This is a genomic window from Pseudonocardia xinjiangensis (assembly GCF_012911925.1).
In the GTDB taxonomy this organism is placed as follows: Bacteria; Actinomycetota; Actinomycetes; order Mycobacteriales; family Pseudonocardiaceae; genus Pseudonocardia; species Pseudonocardia xinjiangensis.
Genome location: NZ_JAAXKY010000092.1, coordinates 1 through 22,656, shown reverse-complemented (window position 1 = coordinate 22,656; position 22,656 = coordinate 1). Strand labels below are relative to the sequence as shown.

Below are 22,656 nucleotides of genomic sequence, written 5' to 3'. Positions count from 1 at the left end.
GACGAGAACCGTCCATGGTGACCGGCCCGAATGACCTGGCCGCCGTCTATCCCCGGAGTTGCACTGTGACGAGCCGGACCCGTGAGCGGGATGAGACTCCCGCGCCGGACCCCGAGCTGACCGACCTGGGCGCGCTCTACGCCCGCCACGCCCCCGACCTCGAGAGGGTCACGGGCGACCACCTCCCGATGCTGAAGGCCGCAGCCCGCGACCACCTGAAGCTCGCTCACCTGCGAGCCAGGGGGGAGCCGCTGATCCAGGTGCGCGACCCTGAACCCGCCTCGGCGGAGGGCGACGCCGGCGGCCAGCTGGGGCCGGTGGTGGAGATCGTCACCGACGACATGCCCTTCCTCGTGGAGTCGCTGCTCGCCGGAGTGGGCCGGGCGGGGGGTGACGTCGCGCGGCTCATCCACCCCATCGTCGTCGTGCGCCGGTCCGACACGGGCGAGCTGACGGAGGTCCTCACCTCGGCCGACCCGGCCGGCCCGCCTCCGGACGCGCTCGTGGAGTCGTGGATCCGGCTCGACCTCACCCCGGCCCCCGTCGACGTCGCCGAACTGGAGCGCGAGCTCGGCCGGGTGCTGCGCGACGTGCGCGAGGTCGTGGAGGACGCCGAGCCGATGGTCGCCAAGGCGAGGGAGGTGGCCGACACCCTCCCCTCGCAGCCCGTCGTGCCCGGCAGCACCCGGCCCGCGGACGTCGCGGAGCTCCTGCGCTGGCTCGCGGAGGACCACTTCACGTTCCTCGGCTACCGCTGCTACACGGCGCCGGACGAGGGCGGCGAACTGCGCGCCGAGTCCGGCTCGGGGCTGGGTGTGCTGCGCGGCAAGAACGGCGTCACCGCCGCGTTCGCGCCGCAGGTCGACGCGGCGGACCGGCCGTCGGACCTGCTGGTCCTCACCCGCGCCAACGCGCTCAGCCCGCTGCGTCCCGTGCACCCGTACTACCTGGCCGTGCGGACCGTCGACGCCGAGGGGCGGCTCGTCGGCGAGCACCGGTTCCTCGGCACGCTGACGGTGGCCGCGCTGCACGAGAACGTCCTCGACATCCCGGTGATCGAACGGCGGGTGCGCAACGCGATCCGCCGGGCCGGCTTCCCGCTGGATTCCTACTCCGGCCAGCAGATGCTCGAGGTGATCTCCGAGCTGCCGCGGGAAGAGCTGTTCAGCGCGAGCGAACAGCGCCTGCACGACACGGCGGTGGGTGTGCTCGCCGTCGCGGGCCGGCGGGCGGTGCGGCTGTTCCTGCGCCCCGACCCCTACCGCCGGTTCATCTCCTGCCTGGTCTATCTGCCCCGCGACCGCTACACCACCGCATCGCGCCTGCGGATGGCCGACGTGCTGCAGCGCGGGCTGGGCGGGCGGAGCGTCGACCACACCGCGCGCGTCTCGGAGTCGAACCTCGCCCTCGTGCACTTCACGGTGCACACCGATGCGGCGGCGTCCGGGTTCGGTGACGTCGACGTGGTCGCGCTGCAGGACGAGCTGACCGAGGCCGCCCGCACCTGGGACGACCGGTTGCTGACCCAGCCCGACCGCGCCGGGTTCACGACGTTGCTGCCCGGCGTGCCCGAGGCGTACAAGGCGGCCGTTGCACCCCAGCACGCCGTCGAGGACCTGCGCCGGATCGCGGCACTGGCCGGTCCGGGTGCGTTCGACGTGCGGCTCTACCCGGCGGTGATCCCGGGGGCGGGGCCCGACGAGCGGCGGTTCAGCCTCTATCTCGCGGGGGCGCCCGCGACGCTGACCTCGGTGCTGCCGCTGCTGCAGCAGCTCGGTGTGGAGGTGCTCGACGAGCGGCCCTCGGAGTTCGTCCGCGGTGACGGGCTGCGCTGCTGGCTCTACGACTTCGGCATCCGGGTGGACGACGCCACGCTGGCCGAGCGCAGCGACGATGCCGTCGAGCGGGGTTTCTGCGCGGCGTTCAGCGCCGCCTGGCGCGGGGACGTCGAGACCGACCGGTTCTCCGCGCTCGTGCTGCGGGCCGGGCTGCCCTGGCGGGAGGTCGCGGTGCTGCGCGCGTACGCCCGCTACGCCCGCCAGCTCGGCGCGCCGTACGGGGCGCAGTACATGGCCAACACGCTGCTCGCGCACCCCGCGGCCGCGCGCGCTCTCGTCGCGTTGTTCCGGGCCCGGTTCGACCCGGCCGTCGAGGACCGCGAGCAGGAGATGCAGGCGGCGCTGGTGGCGGTGCGGCAGCTGATCGACGCGGTCACGGGCCTGGACGCCGACCGCATTCTCCGCGCGTACCTGGGGATGATCACCGCCACCCTGCGCACCAACTGGTTCCGCGAGCGTCCCTTCTTCTCCTTCAAGATCGACCCGGCCGTGGTGCCCGACATGCCGGCGCCACGTCCGAAGTTCGAGATCTTCGTGTACTCGCCCCGGGTGGAGGGCGTGCACCTCCGGTTCGGGCCGGTCGCGCGGGGTGGCCTGCGTTTCTCCGACCGGCCGCAGGACTACCGCACCGAGATCCTCGGGCTGGTCAAGGCGCAGGCGGTCAAGAACGCGGTGATCGTGCCGGTCGGGGCCAAGGGCGGCTTCATCGTGCGCCGCGACGACGCCGGTCCCGACGAGGTCGAGTACTGCTACCGGACGTTCATCTCGGGCCTGCTCGACCTCACCGACAACCTGGTCGCCCGGGAGGGCGGCCCGAGCGTCACGGTGCCGCCGCCCGGAGTGGTCCGCCACGACGGGGACGACTCCTACCTGGTGGTGGCGGCGGACAAGGGCACAGCGCGGTTCTCCGACACCGCCAACGAGGTGGCCGCGTCCTACGACTTCTGGCTGGGCGACGCGTTCGCCTCCGGCGGCTCCGTCGGCTACGACCACAAGGCGATGGGCATCACGGCGAAGGGAGCGTGGGAGAGCGTCAAGCGCCACTTCCGTGAGCTGGGGATCGACACGCAGAGCCAGGAGTTCACGGTCGTCGGCATCGGCGACATGTCCGGCGACGTGTTCGGCAACGGGATGTTGCTGTCGCCCCACATCCAGCTGCTCGCGGCGTTCGACCACCGGCACGTCTTCGTCGACCCGGCGCCCGACGCCGCGCGCAGCTTCGCCGAGCGGGAGCGGATGTTCGCACTGCCGCGCTCGTCGTGGGACGACTACGACCGTTCGGTGATCAGCCCGGGCGGCGGCGTGTGGCCCCGCACGGCGAAGTCCGTGCCGGTCGGGCCGGAGATCCGGGCCGCTCTGGGGATCGACGGCGACGTCACGAAGCTCAGCCCGCCGGAGCTGATCGCGGCGATCCTGCGCGCCCCGGCCGACCTCCTGTGGAACGGCGGGATCGGCACCTACGTCAAGGCGTCGGACGAGTCCCAGGCCGACGCGGGGGACAAGGCGAACGACGTCGTGCGGGCGGACGGCTCCGAGCTGCGGGTGAAGGTGGTGGGCGAGGGCGGCAACCTCGGCCTGACCCAGCGTGGGCGCATTGAGTTCGCCCGCCGCGGCGGGAAGATCAACACCGACGCGATCGACAACTCGGCGGGTGTCGACTGCTCCGACCACGAGGTCAACATCAAGATCCTGCTCGACCGGCTCGTGGCCGCAGGCGAGCTGGACCGCACCGGACGCAACGCGCTGCTCGTCGAGATGACCGACGAGGTGTCCGACCTCGTGCTGGACGACAACCGCGACCAGAACGTGGTGCTGGGCATCGCCCGGGCGCACGCGGCGTCGATGGTGAACGTGCACGGCAGGCTCACCACCGACCTCGTCGCGCGCCACGGGCTGGACCGGAAGCTCGAGGTGCTGCCCGACAAGAAGGGCTTCGCCGCCCTCGAGGCCGCGGGGGCGGGCCTGACCAGCCCGGAGCTCGCCACGCTCCTGGCGCACACCAAGCTCGACCTCACCACCCAGGTGCTGGCCACCGACCTGCCCGACAGCTCCACCTTCACCGCTCGGTTGCCGGAGTACTTCCCCCGGCCGCTGCGCGAACGCTTCCCCGCGGCGATCGCCGGGCACCCGCTGCGCCGGGAGATCGTGACCACCCAGCTGGTCAACGAGATGGTGGACGGCGCCGGGATGACGTACGCGTTCCGGTTGGGGGAGGAGCTCTCCGCGGGGCCGGCCGACGCGGCGCGGGCCTACGCCGTGACCACCGCGGTGTTCGACCTGCCCCAGCTGTGGGAGGACGTGCGCGACCCGCGGATCCCCACGGCGGTGTCCGACCAGATCGTGCTGGAGACGCGGCGGCTGCTCGACCGCGTGTCACGCTGGTTCCTCACCAACCGGCCGCAGCCACTGGCCGTCGGCGCCGAGACCGCGCGCTTCGCCGCCACGGTCCGCGAGCTGCGTGCCGAGCTGCCGACGCTGCTGCGCGGCCGCGAGCTCGCCACCGTCGAGACGCTGTCGGCGGAGCTGCGGTCCTCCGGGGTGGACGAGGGCTGCGCCATGCGGGCCGGGGCGCTGATGTACGGGTTCGGGCTGCTGGACGTCGTCGAGCTGACCGAGCTGTCCGAGCGCGACCGCGAGCCGCGCGAGCCCCGCGAGGTGGCGGCGCTCTACTACGGCCTGTCCGAGCACCTGGGCATCGACGTGGCCCTGACGTCGGTCAGTGCGCTGGAACGCGGCGACCGCTGGCACGCGCTGGCCCGCCTGGCGCTGCGCGACGACCTGTACGGGTCGCTGCGGGCGATCACCCTCGACGCCCTGCGGGAGGCCGCGCCGGGCACCCCGGTGGACGCGGCCATCGTGCAGTGGGAGAAGGCGAACGCCTCCCGGCTGGTGCGGGCCCGGGCCGCACTGCACGAGGTGGGTACGGCGGGCCAGCTCGACCTTGCCACCCTGTCGGTGATCTCGCGGCAGCTCCGGGGGCTCGCGCGCTGACGTGCCGGATGGCCGGGCACCCTCGGTGCCCGGCCACCGGCCCGGTGCTGAGAGGGTGGGCGATGTGGCTCGCTTCGTCACGCAGGTGCCCCTGCGCTGGACCGATCAGGACTCCTACCGGCATCTCAACCACGCCCGCGCGGTGACGTTGCTGGAGGAGGCCCGGATCGACCTGTTCTTCGACACCGCCGCGGCCGAGGGGCTCCACGGCTTCACCCACGGGCTGCTCGTCGCGGGGCTGAACGTCGACTACCGGCGGCAGATCCCGTACCGGCCGCACCCGTTGCGCGTGGGGATGTGGGTGGACGAGGTGCGCGCGGCGTCGTTCCGGATCTGCTACGAGATGCACGACGGGCCGGCGGAGGACGACCCGGTGGCCGTCGTGGCCTGGACGCGCATGGCCACCTACGACCTCGACGCGCAGCGGCCGCGACGGCTGGGCGACGACGAGCGTGGCTTCCTGGAGAGGTGGTCGGCATGACCGCGCTCACGGTGCCCGACGCCGACGAGCGGGGCGACCTCGGCGCCTTCGTGGCGCGGGTGGTGCGGCTCGACCAGATGGCCACGGTGCGGCTGCGCGCGAGCCGGGGCACCGTCACGGCCTGGGCGTCCACGCCGTTCGACGTGCTGGCCTCGCGGACGGTGCACGGCGTGCTCGAACCAGCCGACGTCACGGTGCCCGCCGCCGGGTTGCTCACGGCGCTGACGGTGGAACGCGCCGAGACGGTCGACCCGGGCGCGGGTGGGCTCTGGCAGGGCGAGCTGCCCCCGGACGAGGGCTGGACCACCGTCGACGACGTTCCGGCCGCTGAGCTCGAAGGCCTCACCGAGCGCGGGCTCGTGCTCGCGAGGGAGAACGCCGGGCCGCTGGGCCCGCCGGCGTCGCTGCTGGACCAGACCGTCCTCACCGTCACCGCCGGGTCGGGGCCGCCGGTCCGCATCCCGTTGCGCTGCCTGTTCGCGCTCTCCGGGATGGGGTTCCTCGGTGACACGGGTGGGGACGAGGCGGGTAGCGCGGTGCGGGTGTCGGCGACCGGCAGCTGGATGCGGCTCGACGCCCGCTACGGCGCCGTGGTCCGCCGCCGCGTCACGGCCCTCCCGCTCCTGCTCGCCTGACCACGGTCACTGGCTGTCGAGGGCGAGCCGCAGGCCGAGCCCGATGAGCACGACGCCCGACAGCTGGGTCAGGCGCCGCCGTACCGACGAGCGCGCGAAGATCTCCTTCGACCGGCCGATGAACCAGATGACCAGCGTGAACCAGATGGCGTCGACCACCCCCCACAGCACGGCCAGCAGGGGGAGGGTGGCGGGCACCGAGAAGCCGGCGGGAACGAACTGGGGGAGGAAGGACAGGGCGAAGACCGCCGCCTTCGGGTTGGTGAGGTTGGCGATCACACCGGTGCGGTAGGACTGCCACCCCGACGGTCCGGTGCCGGCGGTGGCCTCGGGCTGCTCGAACGTGGACCCGCCGCGCCACGACGTGCGCAGCGCCTGGGCCCCGAGCACGATCAGCACCACGGCGCCGACCACCCGCAGCACGCTGTACGCGACCTCGGACGCCGTGATCAGCGCGGTGAGGCCGGCGGTGGCGGCCAGGCCCCAGAGCACGAGCGCCGTCTCGTTGCCCAGCATCGTCATGAACGCGGACCGGCGGCCGTCGCGCATCGCCTGGCGCAGGATCACCGCTGCTCCCGGACCGGGAACCATCGCGAGGAGCAGACAGGTGCCGAGGAACACCGCCAGTTCGTGGAGCACGTCCGGATGGTAGGTCGGTGCCGGCGCCGGAATGCGACAGCTGTCGCGGGCATCACGCCGGTCAGGACCCGGTCAGGTCAGCCAGGCCGCCGTGTCCGGCGGCAGCAGGTTGCCCTGGAGCTGCCCGCTGGCCAGCAGCACGTCGCCCGGCGGGAGCGGCACGGCTTCGGCGGAGGCGTTGAGCGCGCACACGAGGGTGGAACCGGCTCGACGGAACGCGAGGCAGCCCGCGGGTGCCCCGAACCACTCGACACTGCTGCCGCGGAAGCCGGGGTGGGTCTTGCGCAGCTCCACCGCCCGGCGGATCAGGGACAGCGTGGACGCGGTGTCCTCCAGCTGGTCGGCGGCGGTGAGCTCGCCGTACTCGGGCGGCATCGGCAGCCACGGCTCGCCGCTGGTGAACCCGAAACCGGGCGCGCCACCCTCCCAGGGCATCGGCACCCGGCAGGCGTCGCGCCCGCGCTCGGTGCGGCCCGAGTGTTCCCAGATCGGGTCCTGCAGCACGGCGTCGGGCAGCTCCACGTCGGGCAGGCCGAGCTCCTCGCCGTTGTACAGGCACACCGCGCCCGGCAGCGCGAGCTCGACGAGCGCCATCGCCCGCGCCCTCGCACATCCGACCGGACCCCGGCCGTAGCGGGTGACCGGGCGGGGCACGTCATGGGTGGACAGCGTCCACGTCGGCGGTGCGCCCACCTTCTCGACGGCGGCCAGCGAGCTCTCGATCGCCTCCCGGACGGCGTCGGCGTCGAACGGGGCGTGCATGAGCCGGACGTCGACGCCGAGGTGCAGCTCATCGGGGCGCAGGTAGTGGGCGAACCGCTCGACGTCGCGCAGGCGGACCTCTCCGGCCACCACCCGCCCCGGGTAGTGGTCGAGCACCGCACGGATCATGCGGTGGACGTCGTGCACGCCGTCGTGGTCGAACCGGGGGTCGTCGTCGAGGGCCGCCGTCGACACGTCGGCGCCGGGCAGGTCCTCGGGGCTGTCCGGCAGCCCGTCCGGCTTGCTCATGCCGAGTGCGGTGTCGATGTGGAAGCCGTCGACACCGCGGTCCAGCCAGAAGCGCAGCGTCTTCTCCGTGTCGGCCCACACCTCGGGGTTGGTCCAGTTGAGATCGGGTTGGTCGGGGGCGCGGAGATGCAGGTACCACTCCCCGGGACCCCACTCGCCGGCGTCGTCGATGTCCTGCACCCGCGTCCACGCGGGGGCGCCGAAGACGCTGGTCCAGTTGTTCGGCGGCTCTTCGCCGTGCGGTCCGCGGCCGGGCCGGAAGTGGTAGCGCGCCCGCTCGGGGCTGCCCGGGGCGGAGTCGAGCGCCGCGCGGAACCACTCGTGCTCGCTGGACGTGTGGTTGGGCACCAGGTCGATCGTGACGCGCAGCCCGTGCTCGTGGGCGTCGGTGACGAGCCCGTCGAAGGTGTCCAGGCCGCCGAAGACGTGATCGACGTTCCTGGGGTCGGCCACGTCGTAGCCGTGGTCGACCATGGGCGAGGTGTAGAACGGCGTGAGCCGGAGGGCGTCGACCCCGAGCAGCTCCAGATAGCCCAGCCGCGACCGGACGCCCTCGAGGTCGCCCACGCCATCGCCGTCCGAGTCGGAGAACGACCGGACGTAGATCTGGTACACCACGGCGTCCCGCCACCACTGCACGGGGAGATCTTGCCAAACCCCGGACGACAAGGGGACGAATCGCCGCCTGTCCTTCGATCAGAAGTCGCTGTTCACCATGCTCGCGGCGGCGTATGTCAGGTACTGCCACAGCTGCGCGCGGTGCGCGTCGTCCAGTCCCGCCTCGTCGACGGCCACGCGCATGCAGCGCAGCCACGCGTCCCGCTCGATCGGCCCGACCTTGAACGGCGCGTGCCGCATCCGCAGCCGCGGATGCCCGCGCTGGTCGGAGTAGGTGCGCGGCCCGCCCCAGTACTGCTCGAGGAACATCCGCAGCCGGACCTCGGCCGGGCCGAGGTCCTCCTCCGGGTAGAGCGGGCGGAGCACCTCGTCCTCGCGGACCTGCTCGTAGAAGCGAGACACGATCTTGTCGAAGACCGGTGCTCCGCCGACTTCGGCGTAGAAGTTCTGGGGATCGGTCACAGTGCCCATCATTCCCTGCCGCGCGGGCGACGGCTCAGGGCACCGTCGGGCGCGGGATCGGCGCGGGCAGCAGACCGGGGCGGGGCACGCCGGCGTCGTCGAGCGCGTCGGCGATGGCCGCGTTGAGGGCGCGCTGCACGGCGAACTGCTGGCCCGGCTTGACCTTCACCGTCATCCGCAGCGTGACGCCCTCCGGCCCCACCCGCTCGATGCCCAGCACCTCCGGTGCCTCCAGCACGGCGTCGGCCACGTCCGTGCTCGCCACCCGTTCCCTGGCGGTGTCGGCGACGACCTCGGTGGCCTCGGCGATGTCGGCGCTGTGGGCGAGCGGGAGGTCGATGACGGCGACCGCGTAGCCCTGGCTCTTGTTCCCGACCCGCAGGATCTCGCCGTTGCGCACGTACCAGACCGTGCCGTTGACGTCGCGGACCGTCGTGATGCGCAGCCCCACCGACTCGACCACACCGCTGGCCTCGCCCAGGTCGACGATGTCGCCGACGCCGTACTGGTCCTCCAGCAGCATGAACACTCCCGACAGGAAGTCGCGGACGAGGTTCTGCGCGCCGAAGCCGACCGCCACGCCCACGATGCCGGCCGAGGCCAGGATCGGTCCCAGCGCCACCCCGAACTCGGCCAGCACCATGATCGAGCCGATCAGCAGCACCACCGCGGAGCTGAGCGAGCGCAGCACCGACCCGATCGTGCGGGCGCGCTGCGCCCGCCGCTGCGACACCGGGCCGCCGTTGTCGCCCGTCCGCAGCCGCCGCGGCGCCCTCCCGACGAGCCGGGTGATCCGGGAGTTGGTGGCGCCGTCGACGACCTGGTTGATGGCCCGGTGGAGCAGGAACCGGGCGGTGCACGCCAGCACGATGATCAGCGCGACGTGCAGCGTCGCGGTGACCACCGTGTCGGCGGACCGGGAGAGGAAGTCGTTGTTGGTGAGCCGGTAGATCGCCGCGCACCAGGAGCCGGCGTCGTCGGCGCAGGCCGGGCGCACGGGCAGCAGGTTCTCCCCGAAGATGCCGTCGGGGATCGTCGCGAGCACGGTCACGAAAGCTCCAGTCCGGTGTGCGCGGCAAGGAAGGCGAGTTGGTCGGTGGCGAGCGCCACGGTGCGCGAGACGGACCGCGCGCCGTGCCCGACGTCGGTCTCCCGGCGGATCAGGACCGGGCGGGTCTGCGGGTCGCCCACGGTGTCGTGCTGCAGCGCGGCACACATCTTCCGCGCGTGCAGCGGATCGACCCGGGTGTCGGACTCGAACACCGTGAACAGCACCGCCGGGTAGTCGACGCCCGGCCGCACGTGGTGGTAGGGCGAGTAGGACAGCAGCCAGCCCAGCTCCTGCGGGTCGGCGGCGGTGCCGTACTCGTCGTTCCAGGTGCGGCCGAGCGAGAACTCCTCGTACCGCACCATGTCGAGCAGCGGGGCGGAGCAGACCACGGCCCGGTAGAGCTCGGGACGCTGGGTGAGGGCGGCCCCGACGAGCAGACCGCCGTTCGAGCCACCCATGATCGCCAGCGAGGCGGCCGTGGTGTCGCCCGCGTCGATCAGTGCGGAGGCGGCGGCGTGCAGGTCGTCGAACACGTTCTGCTTGTTCGCCCGGTTGCCGGCGACGTGCCAGTCCTCGCCCTCCTCGCCGCCTCCGCGCAGCGAGACCAGCGCGTACACCCCACCGGCCGCCACCCAGGCCAGCGCCTGTGCGCTGTAGGCGGGCTCGCGGCTGATCCCGAACCCGCCGTAGCCCGTGACCAGCGCGGGCCGGGCGCGGGCGGGTCCCTCCGGGGTGATCACGAACATCCGCACGGTCTGGCCGTCCGCAGAGGTGAACGTGCGGTGCTCGGTGCGCACCGCAGGCACGGTGACCGCGCCGGGGGCGGCGGTCTCGAGGACGCTCTCGCCGGTGGCGAGGTCGAAGCGGTGCACCTGCGGCGGGGTGACCAGGTCCGTCCAGCCGAACCAGACGCGTCCCGCCTGCTCCGGTGTGTCCCGGTCGGCGACGGAGAGGCCGGTGAGCGAACCGGTGCCGGGCAGCGGCACGGTGCTCAGCGGTGCTCCGTCGGCGGCGTGCAGCGCCAGTTCGGCCACGGCGTGCCGGGCCCGGGCCAGCACCAGCAGCGGGTCGCCCCCGCCCACGTCCGGCTCCAGCCGCCGCACCGCCTGCAGTACTGACTGCGGGTCCTCACCGACCAGCTCGCGCCAGTGCTCCCGACCGGGCGTACGCGGGTCGGTGACGGCCAGCCGCCAGCGCGGCGCCCCGTCGGTGGTGTGCACGTACAGCAGCCCGTCGCGGTCGACCCAGGCGTGGCACTGCACGTCGTCGTGCTGCGTGAGCACCGGCGTCAGGGGGCCGGTCTTCTCCCCGAGCTCCGCGATCCAGACGCTGTCGCGCCGCGCCGTCCCGACGTTGCCGGTGACGACGAGCCAGGTCCCGTCCCGGGAGACGCGCACGCCGTAGTAGGTGTGCTCCTCGTAGAGCCCGGGGCCGTCGACCAGCTCGTCGGACTCCGTGGGCGTGCCCACCCGGTGGCGCCATACGCGCCGGTGGAAGGCCTGCTCGCCGTCGGGCGCCTCGTCCTCGTCGACCATCCGGACGAAGACGAACTCGTCGCCCCCGGGCAGCCACGCCACGTCGGAGTAGCGGCAGCGGTCGATCGGCGGCTCGACGTCCTCGCCGGTGTCGACGTCGAGCACGTGCAGCACCGAGTGCTCGTCGCCGCCGCTGGAGAGCTGGTAGGCCAGCTGCCTGCCCTCGAGGTCGGGCACCCAGCTGTCGAGGGTGGTGAGGCCGGTCGGGTCGAGCGTCGTCGGGTCGAGCAGCACCCGCTCGGTGCCGTCGGCCTCCCGGACGTGGAGCACCGCGTGCTCCTGACCGGGCTCGCGGCGGGTGGAGAACGACCGGCCGGCCCGCCACAGCGGCGCCGACACGGATCCTGCCGAGAGGAGGTCGGTCAGGGTCGAGGCGAGGGCGTGGCGGCCGGGGAGGGCCTCGAGATGGTGCTCGGTCAGGGCGTCCTGGGCGGCTGACCAGGTCTGCGTCCGGGGGTCCTCGGGGTCTTCCAGCCAGCGGTACGGGTCGGCGACTCGGTGCCCGTGCAGGTCCTCGACGAGGTCCAGCCGCTCGGCGTCGGGATAGGGGCGGGGAGCGTCCACGCGGGCCGAGGTTACGTCACCGGGATCAGTGTCCCCCGCCCCCTCCGGACCGCAGCCGGGCGCCGATCGAACGACCGTCGTCAGGGGCGCCGCGGGAGTCGGGCGACTCGCGCGCCGGAACCGGGCGACTCGCGGGGGGCCCCGCGAGTCGCCCGTTACGGGAGGGCGAGTCGCCCGCTTTCTCAGTGCCCTCGGTGCCCTCAGCGGGCGCCGACGTGCTCCGGTGCGGGGACGTCGACCGGGGGGAGCGTCGGGCACGGTTCGGGTGCTCCGAAGACCGTGCGCACCGGCAGCACGCCCGCCCACCGGCCGCCCGTGGCGATGTCCTCCTCGTCGTCGCCGGGCGGCCCGGTGCGCACCTTGACGCTGGCTTCGGCGAGGTCGATGCCGAACACCGCGGTGGCGGCCAGCTCGCGGGGCGTCGGCTGCCGGGCGTGCTCCCAGGAACCAGGGGAGAGCTGCTCGACGATCGCGCGCAGCGCGGCGAGCCGTTCGGCGGGATCGGTGACGGCCCGGGCGGTGCCGTGCACCACCGCGCTGCGGTAGTTCATCGAGTGGTGGAACACTGAACGGGCGTAGACGACGCCGTCGAGATGGGTCACCGTCAGGCAGATCGGGGCGCCGTCGGCGATGCGCAGGTAGCCGGCCCCGGTTGATCCGTGCACGTAGACCGTGTCGTCGATCCGCCCGTAGCCGGTGGGCAGCACCACCGGTGCGCCGTCGCGGACCAGACCGAGGTGGCACACCAGCCCGGCGTCGAGCACCGCGTACAGGTCGCCCTGCGCGCTGCGTGCCCGCTCACGAAGTCGTGTGATGGTGCTGCGGGGGGTGGGGGAGAGGCTCACATCCCCTATCGTGGGACGGCCAGTGGCATCGTGGCAGGGCCAATCCCGCCCGAGTTCGGAAGGCCACTCATGGAGCTGCCGCCGCTTCACCTCGACCGGAACGCCGACCGGCCGCTCGCGGTGCAGCTCGCCGACGCGTTGCGGGCCGTCACCGCCGGGGGCACCCTGCGGGCGGGGGACCGCCTGCCCTCCACCCGCGAGCTGGCCGCCACCCTCGGCGTGAGCCGCACGGTCACCGCGGCGGCCTACGACCAGCTGCTCGCCGAGGGCTGGGCGGTCGGACGGCGCGGGGCGGGCACGTTCGTCGTCGGCGCACCTGCCGGACCTCCGGCCCACCCGCGCCCGGCCACCCCGCCTCCCCCGGCCGGGAGACGCCGGTCCGGGGTGGTCTCGCTGCGGCCGGGCACCCCGTGTCTCGAAGCTCTCGACCGGGCCGCGTGGCGCCGGGCCTGGCGGGCCGCCGCCGACCCGGCGCCGGACGTGGGGCCCGACCCCGTCGGGCTTCCGGCGTTCCGGGCGGCCGTGGTGGAGCACCTGCTCCGGCACCGCGGGCTGGCCGCCGATCCCGCGCAGGTGCTCGCCACCGGCGGCAGCACCGCCGCCGTCGCCGAACTGGCGCGCACCCTGCCCGCCGGAGCGCGCGTGGCCGTGGAGGAGCCGGGGTACCAGCGGGCGGTCGCCGCGTTGCAGGCCGCCGGGCTCACCGTGCTGCCCGTCCCGGTGGACGCGGCCGGCCTCGTGGTGGAGGCCCTCCCGCCCGGGCTCGCGGCGGTGTACTGCACTCCGGCGCACCAGTACCCGCTGGGCGCCCGGCTCTCGGCGGCACGCCGACTGGCGCTGGTGGAGCGCGCCCGCACGGACGGGTTCCTCGTGATCGAGGACGACTACGACGGCGAGCTGCGCTACGACGTCGCCCCGCTGCCCCTGCTCGCCGCGCTGGGCCCGGACGTCGTGGCGCACCTGGGGACCACGAGCAAGCTGCTCACGCCGACCCTCGGGGCGGGGTGGCTGGTGGCTCCCCCTGCTGTGCGTGCCGCGGTCCTCGGTCTGCGTGACCGCACCGGCATGCGCCCCGTCCGGGCCGGTCAGCGGGTGTTCGTGGCCTTCGCCGCGCACGGTGACCTGGCCCGGCACCTGCGCCGGCTGCGTCGTGAGCTGGCCGAGCGACGGGCGGCGGTGGCCGCTGCGGTGCACGCAGCAGGCCACCTCCTGGAGGGTGACGCCGCGGGGGCCCACGTGCTCGTCCCGCTGCCGGACGCCGCTGCCGAGCGGACCGTCATCGACGCCGCGGCGGCCCGTGGCGTCGACCTGGACGGTCTGGCCCGTCACCATGCAGGCCGGCCCGGACGGTCGGGGCTGGTCCTCGGATACGCGAAGCCACCGCGGGCCGAGCTGGAGCGCGGCCTCGCGGTGGCCCGTGACGTCCTCGCGCTAGGAGCGCGCTGAGCCGGCGCCCACCTCGGGCGCGGCGGCGGTGTCGCCGAGGTGCAGATCGACCCTCGACCGCTCTCCCGCGGGCAGCTGCACCCGCACCGCGCTCTGCATCGTGGCCACCACCGTGTAGTGGCCGGGCTCCAGACCGGAGATCTCGAACGTCCCGTCCGGTCCGGTCGTGGCGGCGGCCACCGCCTCGCCGTCGGCTCCGCTCACGGCGACCGTGGCGGACGCCTGCGGTGCGCCGTCGGCTCCGGTCACCCTGCCGGTGACACCCGCGATCGTGGACTGCAGCAGGACCTCGACCATCGTGGGCACGTCCGCGGCGACCTGCACCGCCGCCGCGCCGGGGAGGTGCCCGGGAAGGTTCGCCGTGACGGTGGTGCGGCCGGCGGGCACTCCGGCGAGCGTGAACGTGCCGTCCTCGCCGGTGCGAGTGCTCCCCACGACGCGGCCGGACCCGTCGGTGGCCAGCGCCATGGCGCCGGCGAGCGGGACGCCGGTGCGGGCCGCTCGCACGGTGCCGGTGACGGTGCCGTCGCCGCGCAGGGCGAAGTGGTGCACGGTGCCCGCCCCGTTGAGGACGATCGACGTCACGTCCGGGCGGAAGCCGGGGGAGGTGGCCACGGCCATGTACGAGCCGGGCGGCAGCCCCCGCAGGGAGAACCGGCCGTCCTGGTCGACGCCGGCGCGCGCCACCTGGCGCCCGTTCGCGTCGGTCACGGTGACGACCCCGTCGGGGACCGCGCTGCCCGCGGCTGTGCGGACCTCACCGAGGATCTCGCCTGCGGCCGGCGCCGGTACCCGCGGTGCCGGGGCCCCCGTCGGCGCCGAGGCGACGGGCTCGGGCTCGAAGGAAATGTCCTCGACGAGCTCGCTCGGGCCGGACCCCGCCTCGCCACCGACCGCGGCGAGCTCCGCGCCCACCGAGGACGCCCGGTCCGTCGCGCCCCGCCCTCCGGTGAGCCACGAGGCGAGTGCGGCGAGGAGGCTCGCGCCGACCGCGAACCAGAAGGCGACAGCAAGACCTTCCGCGAACGGCCCGGAGATGAGATCCGGGAAGAAGCTGCGGCCGGTCAGGAAGGCGGCCTGGTCGGGCGGCAACGTGGTCAGCACCCCGCCGAGCAGCTGCTGCACCGGGTTGTAGCCGAGGAATGCGGCGAACAGCACGGCCACCGGCGGCAGCGCGGCGATCCGGCTCGCGTCGGCCGCGGGCACCCCGTGCTGCAGCAGCCCCGCCTGCAGCACGGACGGGAGGTGCTCAGAGAGCCCCAGGATCATCAGGCCGAAGAACAGGCCGATGGACAGCACGATGGCCGAGTTCTGGAAGGTCGCGGTCATCCCGGCGCCCGCGCCCCGCGATCCGGCGGGGAGGCTGTTCATGACGTCGGCCCGGTTGGGCGAGGTGAACAGGCCCATGCCCACCCCGTTGACCAGCAGGATCGCGGCGAAGGCGGGGTAGGGGAAGTTGATCGGCAGGATCAGCAGCAGCACGAAGCTCAGCGCCGAGATGACCATGCCGACGGTGGCCAGCCCGCGCCCGCCCCACCGGTCGGCCAGCACTCCCGACACCGGCGCGGAGAGGAGGAAGCCGACCGTCAGGGGCAGCATGTAGATGCCTGCCCACAGCGGGGTCTGCTCGAAGCTGTAGCCGTGCTGCGGCAGCCAGATGCCCTGCAGCCAGATGATCAGGACGAACTGCAGCCCACCCCGGCCCAGCGACGCCAGGAGGTTGGCGGCGTTGCCGTACGTGAAGCGCCGGATCCTGAACAGCGACAGGGTGAACAGCGGGCTCGCCACCCGCTTCTCGATGATCCCGAACAGCACCAGCACGACGATCCCGCCGATGATGCAGGTGAGCACGAGGGGGCTGGTCCAGCCCATGACGTGGGTGCCGTAGGGCTGGATGCCGTACGTGATGCCCACCAGCAGCGCGACCAGGCCGACCGCGAAGGTGATGTTGCCCCACCAGTCCATCTTCGCCGGCGTGCGGACGCTGGTGTCGCGGAGCTTGGCGTAGGCCCAGAACGTGCCGAAGACGCCGAACGGCACCGACACGAGGAACACCAGGTGCCAGTTCACCGGTGCGAGCACGCCGCCGAGGACCAGGCCGATGAACGAGCCGGCGATGGCCGCGACACCGTTGATGCCGAGCGCGAGGCCGCGCTGGTGCACGGGAAACGCATCGGTGAGGATCGCGCTCGAGTTGGCGAACAGGAACGCGCCCCCGATGCCCTGCACGACGCGCCAGCCGATGAGCCAGAGCGCGCCCGCGCCGCCGCTCTGCCACGTGATCGCGAGGAACACCGAGGCGATCGTGAAGATCGCGAACCCGATGTTGTACATCCGCACGCGGCCGTACATGTCCCCGAGCCGGCCGAAGCCCACGACCAGCACCGCCGTGACGACCAGGAAGCCCATGATCATCCACAGCAGGTAGCTGGTGTTGCCGGGGGCCAGCGGGTCGAGGCCGATGCCGCGGAAGATGTCGGGCAGTGCGATCAGCACGATCGACGAGTTGATCGTGGCCATGAGCAGGCCGAGGGTCGTGTTGGACATGGCGATCCACTTGTAGCCGGAGTCCGGCTCCGCGTCCGACGGCCTTCCCGCCGGTCCGCGCTCCTCGACTGCCGCTTCCACGTCACCACTCCCGCCAGGGCACATGAGCAATTACTTGTCCCATGCTAAACACATTGGCGGGCGGCCATGTTCCAGCGGGGTAAAACGGGTGTCAGCCCTGGTGCGGGTACCCCGTGGTCGTCGGCGGGACGAACGTCTCCTTGATGGTGCGCGGGCTCACCCAGCGCAACAGGTTGTAGATCGACCCCGCCTTGTCGTTCGTGCCCGACGCGCGCCCGCCGCCGAAGGGCTGCTGGCCGACGACGGCACCGGTCGGTTTGTCGTTGACGTAGAAGTTGCCCGCCGCGAACCGGAGTGCCTCCGTGGCGCGCACGACGGCGGCGCGGTCCCGCGCGACCACCGAGCCGGTGAGGCCGTACGGCGCCCCGTTGTCGACGTGGGTCAGCACCTGCTCGAAGTCGCCGTCGTCATAGACGTGCACCGCGAGCAGCGGGCCGAAGTACTCGGTGCGGAACACCTCGTGGTCGTGGTCGGAGCCGACCACGACCGTCGGCCGGACGAAGTACCCGGTCGCGTCGTCGGCCGTGCCCCCGGCGACGACCTCGAGCGCCGGGTCGGAGTGCGCCGCCTGCAGCGCCGTCGACACCTTGTCGAAGGCTCGCCGGTCGATCACGGCCCCGAGGAAGTTGCGGAAGTCGGTGACGTCACCCATCGGCAGCGCCTCCACCTCGTCGACGAGGTTGTCGCGCAGCCGGGCCCAGACCGAGCGCGGGACGAACGCGCGCGACGCCGCGGAGCACTTCTGCCCCTGGTACTCGAACGCCCCGCGGACGAGCGCGGTGCGCAGCACGTCGACGTCGGCCGACGGGTGGGCGACGACGAAGTCCTTGCCGCCGGTCTCACCGACCAGTCGCGGGTAGGTGGCGTAGGCGCCGATGTTGGCGCCGACCTGCTGCCACAGGTGCTGGAACGTGGCGGACGAGCCGGTGAAGTGGATGCCGGCGAGCGCGCGGTCGGCGAGCAGCACCTCGGAGATGTCGCGCCCGTCCCCGGTGAGGAGGTTGATCACACCCGGTGGCATCCCGGCCTCCTCCAGCAGCCGCATCGTCAGGTGCGCGGCGAGACCCTGGGTCGGCGAGGGCTTCCAGATCACCGTGTTGCCCATCAGCGCGGGCGCGGTGGGCAGGTTGCCGGCGATCGCGGTGAAGTTGAACGGGGTGATCGCGTAGACGAAGCCCTCCAGCGGGCGGTAGTCCATGCGGTTCCACGCCCCCGCCCCGCTGTTCGGCTGGTTCTCGTGGATCTGGCGCGCGAAGTGGACGTTGAAGCGCCAGAAGTCGGCCAGCTCGCAGGCGGAGTCGACCTCCGCCTGGATCGCGGTCTTCGACTGGCCGAGCATCGTGGCGGCGTTGAGCCGGTCGCGCCACGGGCCCGAGAGCAGGTCGGCGGCCCGCAGCAGCACCGCGGCACGGTCGTCGAACGGCATCGCGCGCCACGCGGGAGCGGCCCGGAGCGCGGCCTCGGCGGCCGCCTTGGCGTCCTCGTGGCCCGCGTTGGCGTACGCGCCGAGGACGTGGCCGTGGTCGTGCGGGGCGACCACGTCGACGCGTGGACCGCCCGGCATGTACTGCCGGCCGTCGATCGTGACCGTCAGGTCGTGGTGCTGTGCGCCCAACTCGGCCAGCGCCGCCTGCAGGCTCGCCCGCTCCGGCGAGCCCGGGGCGTAGTCGCGCGTGGTCTCGTTGCGCGGCGGCGGCGTGCTGGTGATCGCGTCCATGGTGGAGCCTCCCCGGGTCAGGTGCCCAGAACCCTAGGAAGGTGCACGCCCGCGCGGGTCGTTCAACCGGATGACGATGGCGCCCGGCTCTTGTCCGATCCGACAGGGTCAGGCCGCTGGACGACGTCGGAGCGGACGGCGGCGAGCAGGTGCAGGTGGTGCATCAGCCGCGCGCGGGGGTCGTCCAGGCGCAGCGCGCCCACGGCGACCGCGCGCCGTACCCGGTATCGCAGCGTGTTCGGGTGCACGGTGAGCCGGTGCGCCGCCAGCCGCACGTCCCCCATCGCGTCGAGCCAGGCGAGTACGGATCCGACGAGGTCGGTGCCGTGGTCGCGGTCGTAGCCGACCAGCAGCGCGACCGCGGGATCACGCAGGTCCGGGCTCGCCTGCAGCAGATCGAGCGCCTGGTTGAGCAGCACCTCGGCCCGCAGGTCGGAGAACGCGGCCACCGTCGGGTCGTCGGGACCGTCCGGCATCGCGTCGAGCACCCGGTCGGCCTCCCGCCGCGACGCCGCCGCTCCGGCGAGCCCCGCCACCGCCGACCCGACCCCGGCCTGCACGCGCACGCCGGTGCGCCGCAGCGTCATCGCCGCCACCTCGGTGCACATGGCGAGCAGTGCCGGCTCCGTCACCTCCAGCGGGACGTCGGGCAGCACGGCGTAGACCCGGGCGCCGTGCGAGGCGGTGAGCGCGGCCCGGCGGTAGGTGGCGGCATGCACCGAGACCACGTCGGTGAGCTCGGCGAGGCTCAGCTCGTGCGTCGCCCGGTCGACGGCCCGGTCACCTGCCGGCAGCGGGCCGCGATCGCGGACGGCGAAGGCCGCCACGAGCGCGGGCCGCTGCTCGTCGAGGCCGAACACGCCGGCGACCAGGCCCGCGTTGGTGCGCCCGTCGAGCAGTCCGGCGACCAGGTCCCGGCTCCAGCGCGCGCCCGGCGCCTCCCGGCTGCGCCGCCGGACCAGGTGACCCGCTGCCACGCGCGCCGCCCCGAGCAGGACGTCGGCCGCCCGCTCGGCGAACGGCGACGCGCCCTCCTGCACCCAGATCGTCCCGAGCTGGCGTTGCCCGGCGTGGATGCCGACGGCGAGCCTGCGGCGCACGCCCAGGTCGGCGTGCTCGTCGACCTCCACGACCTCCTCGCCCCCGCGCAACCGGTCGAACACCCCCCAGTCGCGCAGCATGCGCAGGTAGTCCGGCGGCCCCTGCCAGCCCAGGATGGACAGCCGCCGCAGCTCGTCGACCTGTGCCGCGTCGCTGTCGGAGCGGGAGTAGGCGAGCACCCGGCTCGCCGTGTCCTCGATGCTGACGATGCCGTTGGTGAGCAGCGAGACCGTCTGCGCCAGGGAGAACAGGTCGCCCGGGCCGTCCTCCGTGGTGCCGCCGCCCCCGTCGAGCACGTCCCTGCCCAGCGACTCCAGCCGTTCCCACCGGACGTCGTGGCGCACCACCAGCAGCGGGACCCCCGCGGCGACCGCCGCGGCCCGGAGCTCGTCGACGGCGTCACCGGCCTTCACGGCGACGGCGGCGGCCCGGCCCCGGGCCAGGCTGCGGACGATCGGCACCGCGTCGCGCCCGCGCGCCCCGATCACCAGGACGAGCTGCCCCGCGTACTGGTCGGGCCCGTCGTCCGGGTCGACGATCGTGAGACCCGTGACGGGCACGTCGAGCCCCGCGGGTGACTCCACCACGTCGACCAGGGGCTCGCCGACCGCGGCCAGGACCTGCCGGAGGGTGGTCTCCACGGGCGCCTCATCGTCGGCTCGGACGAGCGGAGTGGCAGAACCTTAGCTGATCGGACAAGACTCGGGGGTGGAAACGCCACCTACCGTCCTGCGCATGATTCGGAACGTCCTGCTCGCCGCAGCCCGGTCCCGGGCCGTCCGCGCCGCTGTGGAAGCCGGACCGTTCGACCCGCTGGTCAACCGCTTCGTGGCCGGCACGACCGTGGACGACGCCCTCGCGGCGATCCGCGCGATCACCACCGACCGGCTCGTGACGGTGGACCACCTCGGTGAGGACACCACCGACCGCGCCAGGGCCGAGGCGACGGTGGACGCCTACCGTTTGCTGCTGCAGCGCCTGGCCGACGGCGGTCTCGCCGACCGGGTGGAGGTGTCGGTCAAGCTCTCCGCGCTGGGCCAGGCCCTGCCGGTGGACGCCGACAAGATCGCGCTCGAGTCGGCGCGCCAGATCTGCGAGGCCGCAGCCGCGGCCGGCACGACCGTCACCGTCGACATGGAGGACCACACCACCACCGACTCCACCCTGGGCATCGTGCGTGACCTGCGCGTCGACCACCCGTGGGTCGGCGCCGTGCTCCAGGCCCAGCTGCGCCGGACCGAGGCGGACTGCCGCGACCTCGCCGGACCGGGCTCCCGGGTGCGGCTGTGCAAGGGCGCCTACGACGAGCCCGCCGCGGTCGCGTTCACGAGCCGTTCCGAGGTGGACCGTTCGTACGTGCGGTGCCTGAAGGTGCTGATGGCGGGGGAGGGCCTGCCGATGGTGGCCACCCACGACCCGCGTCTGATCGACATCGCCCGCTTCCTGGCCGGCCACCACGGCCGCTCGGCGGCGCGCTACGAGCTCCAGATGCTGTACGGGGTGCGCCCGCGCGCGCAGTCGGAGCTCGCGGCCGAGGGGCTGCGGGTGCGCGTCTACCTGCCCTACGGCACCGAGTGGTTCGGCTACTTCATGCGCAGGCTCGGCGAACGCCCCGCGAACCTGGCGTTCTTCGCGCGTTCACTCCTGACCCGCGGCTGAACGCCGCGCACCCTTGGGGTGCGCGTGGACCGCCAGAGGTCCGGCCAGGTTCCAGTTGGGCGCGACCATCTCCCGGGTGATGTGGCTCTCGTCGGCCGGCTCGCCGCAGGTCTCGCAGACCATCGCGATCGCCAGTGGGTGGTCGCCGTGGATCTTGCGCATGGCGGGCTCGGTGACGACCCACTTGTCGCCCCAGTCCATCAGGGCCAGTATCGCCGGGCCCAGCGCCCGGCCGGCCTCGGTCAGGTGATAGCCGTGGTGACGGGAGCCGTCGACGCCGGGGCGCTGTTCGAGGATCCCCGCCTCGACCAAGGACTTCAGGCGTGCGGCGATGCGGTCACGAGGGGCGCCGGTGTTGCGGGCGATCTGGTTGAACTGGTGGTTGCCGAAGAACACCTCGCGCATCGCCAGCAGGGCCCACCGGTCGCCGACCAGTTCCAGCGCTGCCGCGAGCGCGCAGGGACGGCCGGGCAGGGAGGTCGGATCGATGTGCTCAGCGGCCATGCACCGAGCGTACGGCGAGAGTGGTTTGTAAATCAAACCATGCGGTGATAGCGTTCCGCGCTGCCGGCGGTGGTTTGAAATTCAAACCAGATTGGCCCGCGTCGGCCTCAGAAGCTCGGAAGCGAAACGGGATCGGGATCATGACCACGAATGCAGTGAAGACCGCCATCGTCACGGGAGCCTCCTCGCCGTTCGGCGCCGCCTACGCCCTCAGGCTCGCCGAGCGGGGGTACGTCCCCGTCCTCGTCGGCCGCGCCGAGGGCAGGCTCGAGGACGTCGCCGCCAGCATCGCGCGGCAGACCGGTGTGACCGCCGAGGTCCTGGTCGCGGACCTGACGTCCTCGCAGGACGTGGAGCGTCTCGAAGGGTGGCTCCGTACGGACGAGTCGGTCGAGTTCCTCGTCAACGCGGCCGGTGCGGCCGTGTTCGCGCCGAGCCCGGGCTTCGACACAGCCGCCACCGAGCAGATGATCGCGCTCAACGTCATCGCCGCGACCAGGCTGACCACCGCCGCGCTGGCCGGTCTCACCGCTCGCGGGCGCGGCACGGTCGTGAACGTCTCCTCCGCGATGGCGTTCTGGCACCAGCCCGTCAGCTCGGTCTACAGCGCCACCAAGAGCTACGTGCTGACCTTCAGCCAGGCGCTCCAGCAGGAACTGGCCGGCAGCGGCGTCACGGTCCAGGTCGTGGTTCCCGGCGCGATGCGCACCGAGTTCTGGGACGGCTCCGGGATCGACATCTCCGTGTTCTCCGACGAGTACCTCATGTCTCCCGAGGTGGCCGTGGATGCCGCACTGGCCGGGCTCGACGCCGGCGAGGTCGTGACCATCCCCTCGCTCGCCGACATCGGCAGCTGGGAGGACTACGAGAAGGCTCGCGGCGTCCTCGCGCCCATCCTCTCGCGCGACGTCCCCGCGGAGCGCTACCGCCG

General features: G+C 73.3%; 16 protein-coding genes. 6 read left to right on the top strand and 10 right to left on the bottom strand.

What is annotated here, in order from left to right; genetic code table 11:
* Positions 1–14 precede the first annotated feature (14 nt).
* From HF577_RS24290 to HF577_RS24280, 3 genes are all read left to right on the top strand, one after another.
* Positions 15–4,829, top strand: a complete 4,815-nt coding sequence (locus tag HF577_RS24290) for an NAD-glutamate dehydrogenase (protein WP_169398252.1) — start codon at positions 15–17, stop codon at positions 4,827–4,829.
* Between the two features lie 64 nt (positions 4,830–4,893).
* A complete protein-coding gene (locus HF577_RS24285) occupies positions 4,894–5,310 on the top strand; it encodes an acyl-CoA thioesterase (protein ID WP_169398251.1) in 417 nt (138 codons plus the stop codon).
* Positions 5,307–5,945: a hypothetical protein gene (locus HF577_RS24280; protein WP_169398250.1), complete on the top strand. Its 639-nt coding sequence runs from the start codon at positions 5,307–5,309 to the stop codon at positions 5,943–5,945. The genes HF577_RS24285 and HF577_RS24280 overlap by 4 nt, the downstream gene beginning before the upstream one ends.
* A 6-nt stretch (positions 5,946–5,951) precedes the next feature.
* Here the strand turns inward: HF577_RS24280 and HF577_RS24275 are convergent, their stop codons facing one another.
* The 6 genes from HF577_RS24275 to HF577_RS24250 form a co-directional block, all read right to left on the bottom strand.
* Positions 5,952–6,584, bottom strand: coding sequence for a LysE family translocator (locus HF577_RS24275; protein ID WP_211174761.1), 633 nt, complete (start codon positions 6,582–6,584; stop codon positions 5,952–5,954).
* A 72-nt stretch (positions 6,585–6,656) separates the two neighbouring features.
* Complete coding sequence (locus HF577_RS24270; RefSeq protein WP_169398249.1) at positions 6,657–8,234, bottom strand: glycoside hydrolase family 13 protein; 1,578 nt, start codon at positions 8,232–8,234, stop codon at positions 6,657–6,659.
* Positions 8,235–8,291: 57 nt separating this feature from the next.
* The gene (locus HF577_RS24265) at positions 8,292–8,684 is read right to left on the bottom strand and encodes a globin (RefSeq protein WP_211174759.1); all 393 of its coding nucleotides are present in this window, start codon (positions 8,682–8,684) and stop codon (positions 8,292–8,294) included.
* Positions 8,685–8,709: 25 nt separating this feature from the next.
* Complete coding sequence (locus HF577_RS24260; protein WP_312859346.1) at positions 8,710–9,726, bottom strand: mechanosensitive ion channel family protein; 1,017 nt, start codon at positions 9,724–9,726, stop codon at positions 8,710–8,712.
* Complete coding sequence (locus HF577_RS24255) at positions 9,723–11,825, bottom strand: prolyl oligopeptidase family serine peptidase (protein WP_169398247.1); 2,103 nt, start codon at positions 11,823–11,825, stop codon at positions 9,723–9,725. Before HF577_RS24255 ends, HF577_RS24260 begins: the two co-directional genes overlap by 4 nt.
* A 200-nt stretch (positions 11,826–12,025) precedes the next feature.
* Positions 12,026–12,670, bottom strand: a complete 645-nt coding sequence (locus HF577_RS24250) for a pyridoxamine 5'-phosphate oxidase family protein (protein WP_169398246.1) — start codon at positions 12,668–12,670, stop codon at positions 12,026–12,028.
* A 69-nt stretch (positions 12,671–12,739) separates the two neighbouring features.
* Between HF577_RS24250 and pdxR the strand changes: the two genes are divergently transcribed.
* The gene (pdxR, locus tag HF577_RS24245) at positions 12,740–14,116 is read left to right on the top strand and encodes a MocR-like pyridoxine biosynthesis transcription factor PdxR (protein ID WP_169398245.1); all 1,377 of its coding nucleotides are present in this window, start codon (positions 12,740–12,742) and stop codon (positions 14,114–14,116) included.
* On the opposite strand, the gene HF577_RS24240 is transcribed toward pdxR, so the two are convergent.
* The 3 genes from HF577_RS24240 to HF577_RS24230 all read right to left on the bottom strand — a co-directional run bounded on the left by HF577_RS24240 (position 14,102) and on the right by HF577_RS24230 (position 20,203).
* Positions 14,102–16,663, bottom strand: a complete 2,562-nt coding sequence (locus HF577_RS24240) for an MFS transporter (protein ID WP_169398256.1) — start codon at positions 16,661–16,663, stop codon at positions 14,102–14,104. The two genes, pdxR and HF577_RS24240, sit on opposite strands and share 15 nt — an antisense overlap.
* A gap of 172 nt (positions 16,664–16,835) precedes the next feature.
* Positions 16,836–18,461: an L-glutamate gamma-semialdehyde dehydrogenase gene (pruA, locus tag HF577_RS24235; protein WP_169398244.1), complete on the bottom strand. Its 1,626-nt coding sequence runs from the start codon at positions 18,459–18,461 to the stop codon at positions 16,836–16,838.
* Positions 18,462–18,523: 62 nt separating this feature from the next.
* A complete protein-coding gene (locus HF577_RS24230; protein ID WP_169398243.1) occupies positions 18,524–20,203 on the bottom strand; it encodes a PucR family transcriptional regulator in 1,680 nt (559 codons plus the stop codon).
* 94 nt (positions 20,204–20,297) lie between these two features.
* Here HF577_RS24230 and HF577_RS24225 point away from each other — a divergent pair, with 94 nt between their 5' ends.
* Positions 20,298–21,221 (top strand): proline dehydrogenase family protein, encoded by a 924-nt coding sequence (locus tag HF577_RS24225; RefSeq protein WP_169398242.1) that lies wholly within the window; start codon positions 20,298–20,300, stop codon positions 21,219–21,221.
* On the opposite strand, the gene HF577_RS24220 is transcribed toward HF577_RS24225, so the two are convergent.
* Positions 21,201–21,725 (bottom strand): winged helix-turn-helix transcriptional regulator, encoded by a 525-nt coding sequence (locus HF577_RS24220; protein WP_169398241.1) that lies wholly within the window; start codon positions 21,723–21,725, stop codon positions 21,201–21,203. The genes HF577_RS24225 and HF577_RS24220 overlap by 21 nt on opposite strands.
* A gap of 140 nt (positions 21,726–21,865) precedes the next feature.
* On the opposite strand from HF577_RS24220, the gene HF577_RS24215 reads away from it, so the two are divergent.
* The coding region (locus HF577_RS24215) for an SDR family NAD(P)-dependent oxidoreductase (protein ID WP_169398240.1) at positions 21,866–22,656 on the top strand (791 nt) is incomplete at its 3' end.

Bases quoted from the DNA above. Each gene is read 5' to 3' on its own strand.
- HF577_RS24290 (WP_169398252.1), top strand. From the start codon at position 15: ATGGTGACCGGCCCGAATGACCTGGCCGCCGTCTATCCCCGGAGTTGC.
- HF577_RS24280 (WP_169398250.1), top strand. From the start codon at position 5,307: ATGACCGCGCTCACGGTGCCCGACGCCGACGAGCGGGGCGACCTCGGC.
- HF577_RS24265 (WP_211174759.1), bottom strand. From the start codon at position 8,684: ATGGGCACTGTGACCGATCCCCAGAACTTCTACGCCGAAGTCGGCGGA.
- pdxR (WP_169398245.1), top strand. From the start codon at position 12,740: ATGGAGCTGCCGCCGCTTCACCTCGACCGGAACGCCGACCGGCCGCTC.
- HF577_RS24240 (WP_169398256.1), bottom strand. From the start codon at position 16,663: ATGTCCAACACGACCCTCGGCCTGCTCATGGCCACGATCAACTCGTCG.
- pruA (WP_169398244.1), bottom strand. From the start codon at position 18,461: ATGGACGCGATCACCAGCACGCCGCCGCCGCGCAACGAGACCACGCGC.
- HF577_RS24225 (WP_169398242.1), top strand. From the start codon at position 20,298: ATGATTCGGAACGTCCTGCTCGCCGCAGCCCGGTCCCGGGCCGTCCGC.
- HF577_RS24220 (WP_169398241.1), bottom strand. From the start codon at position 21,725: ATGGCCGCTGAGCACATCGATCCGACCTCCCTGCCCGGCCGTCCCTGC.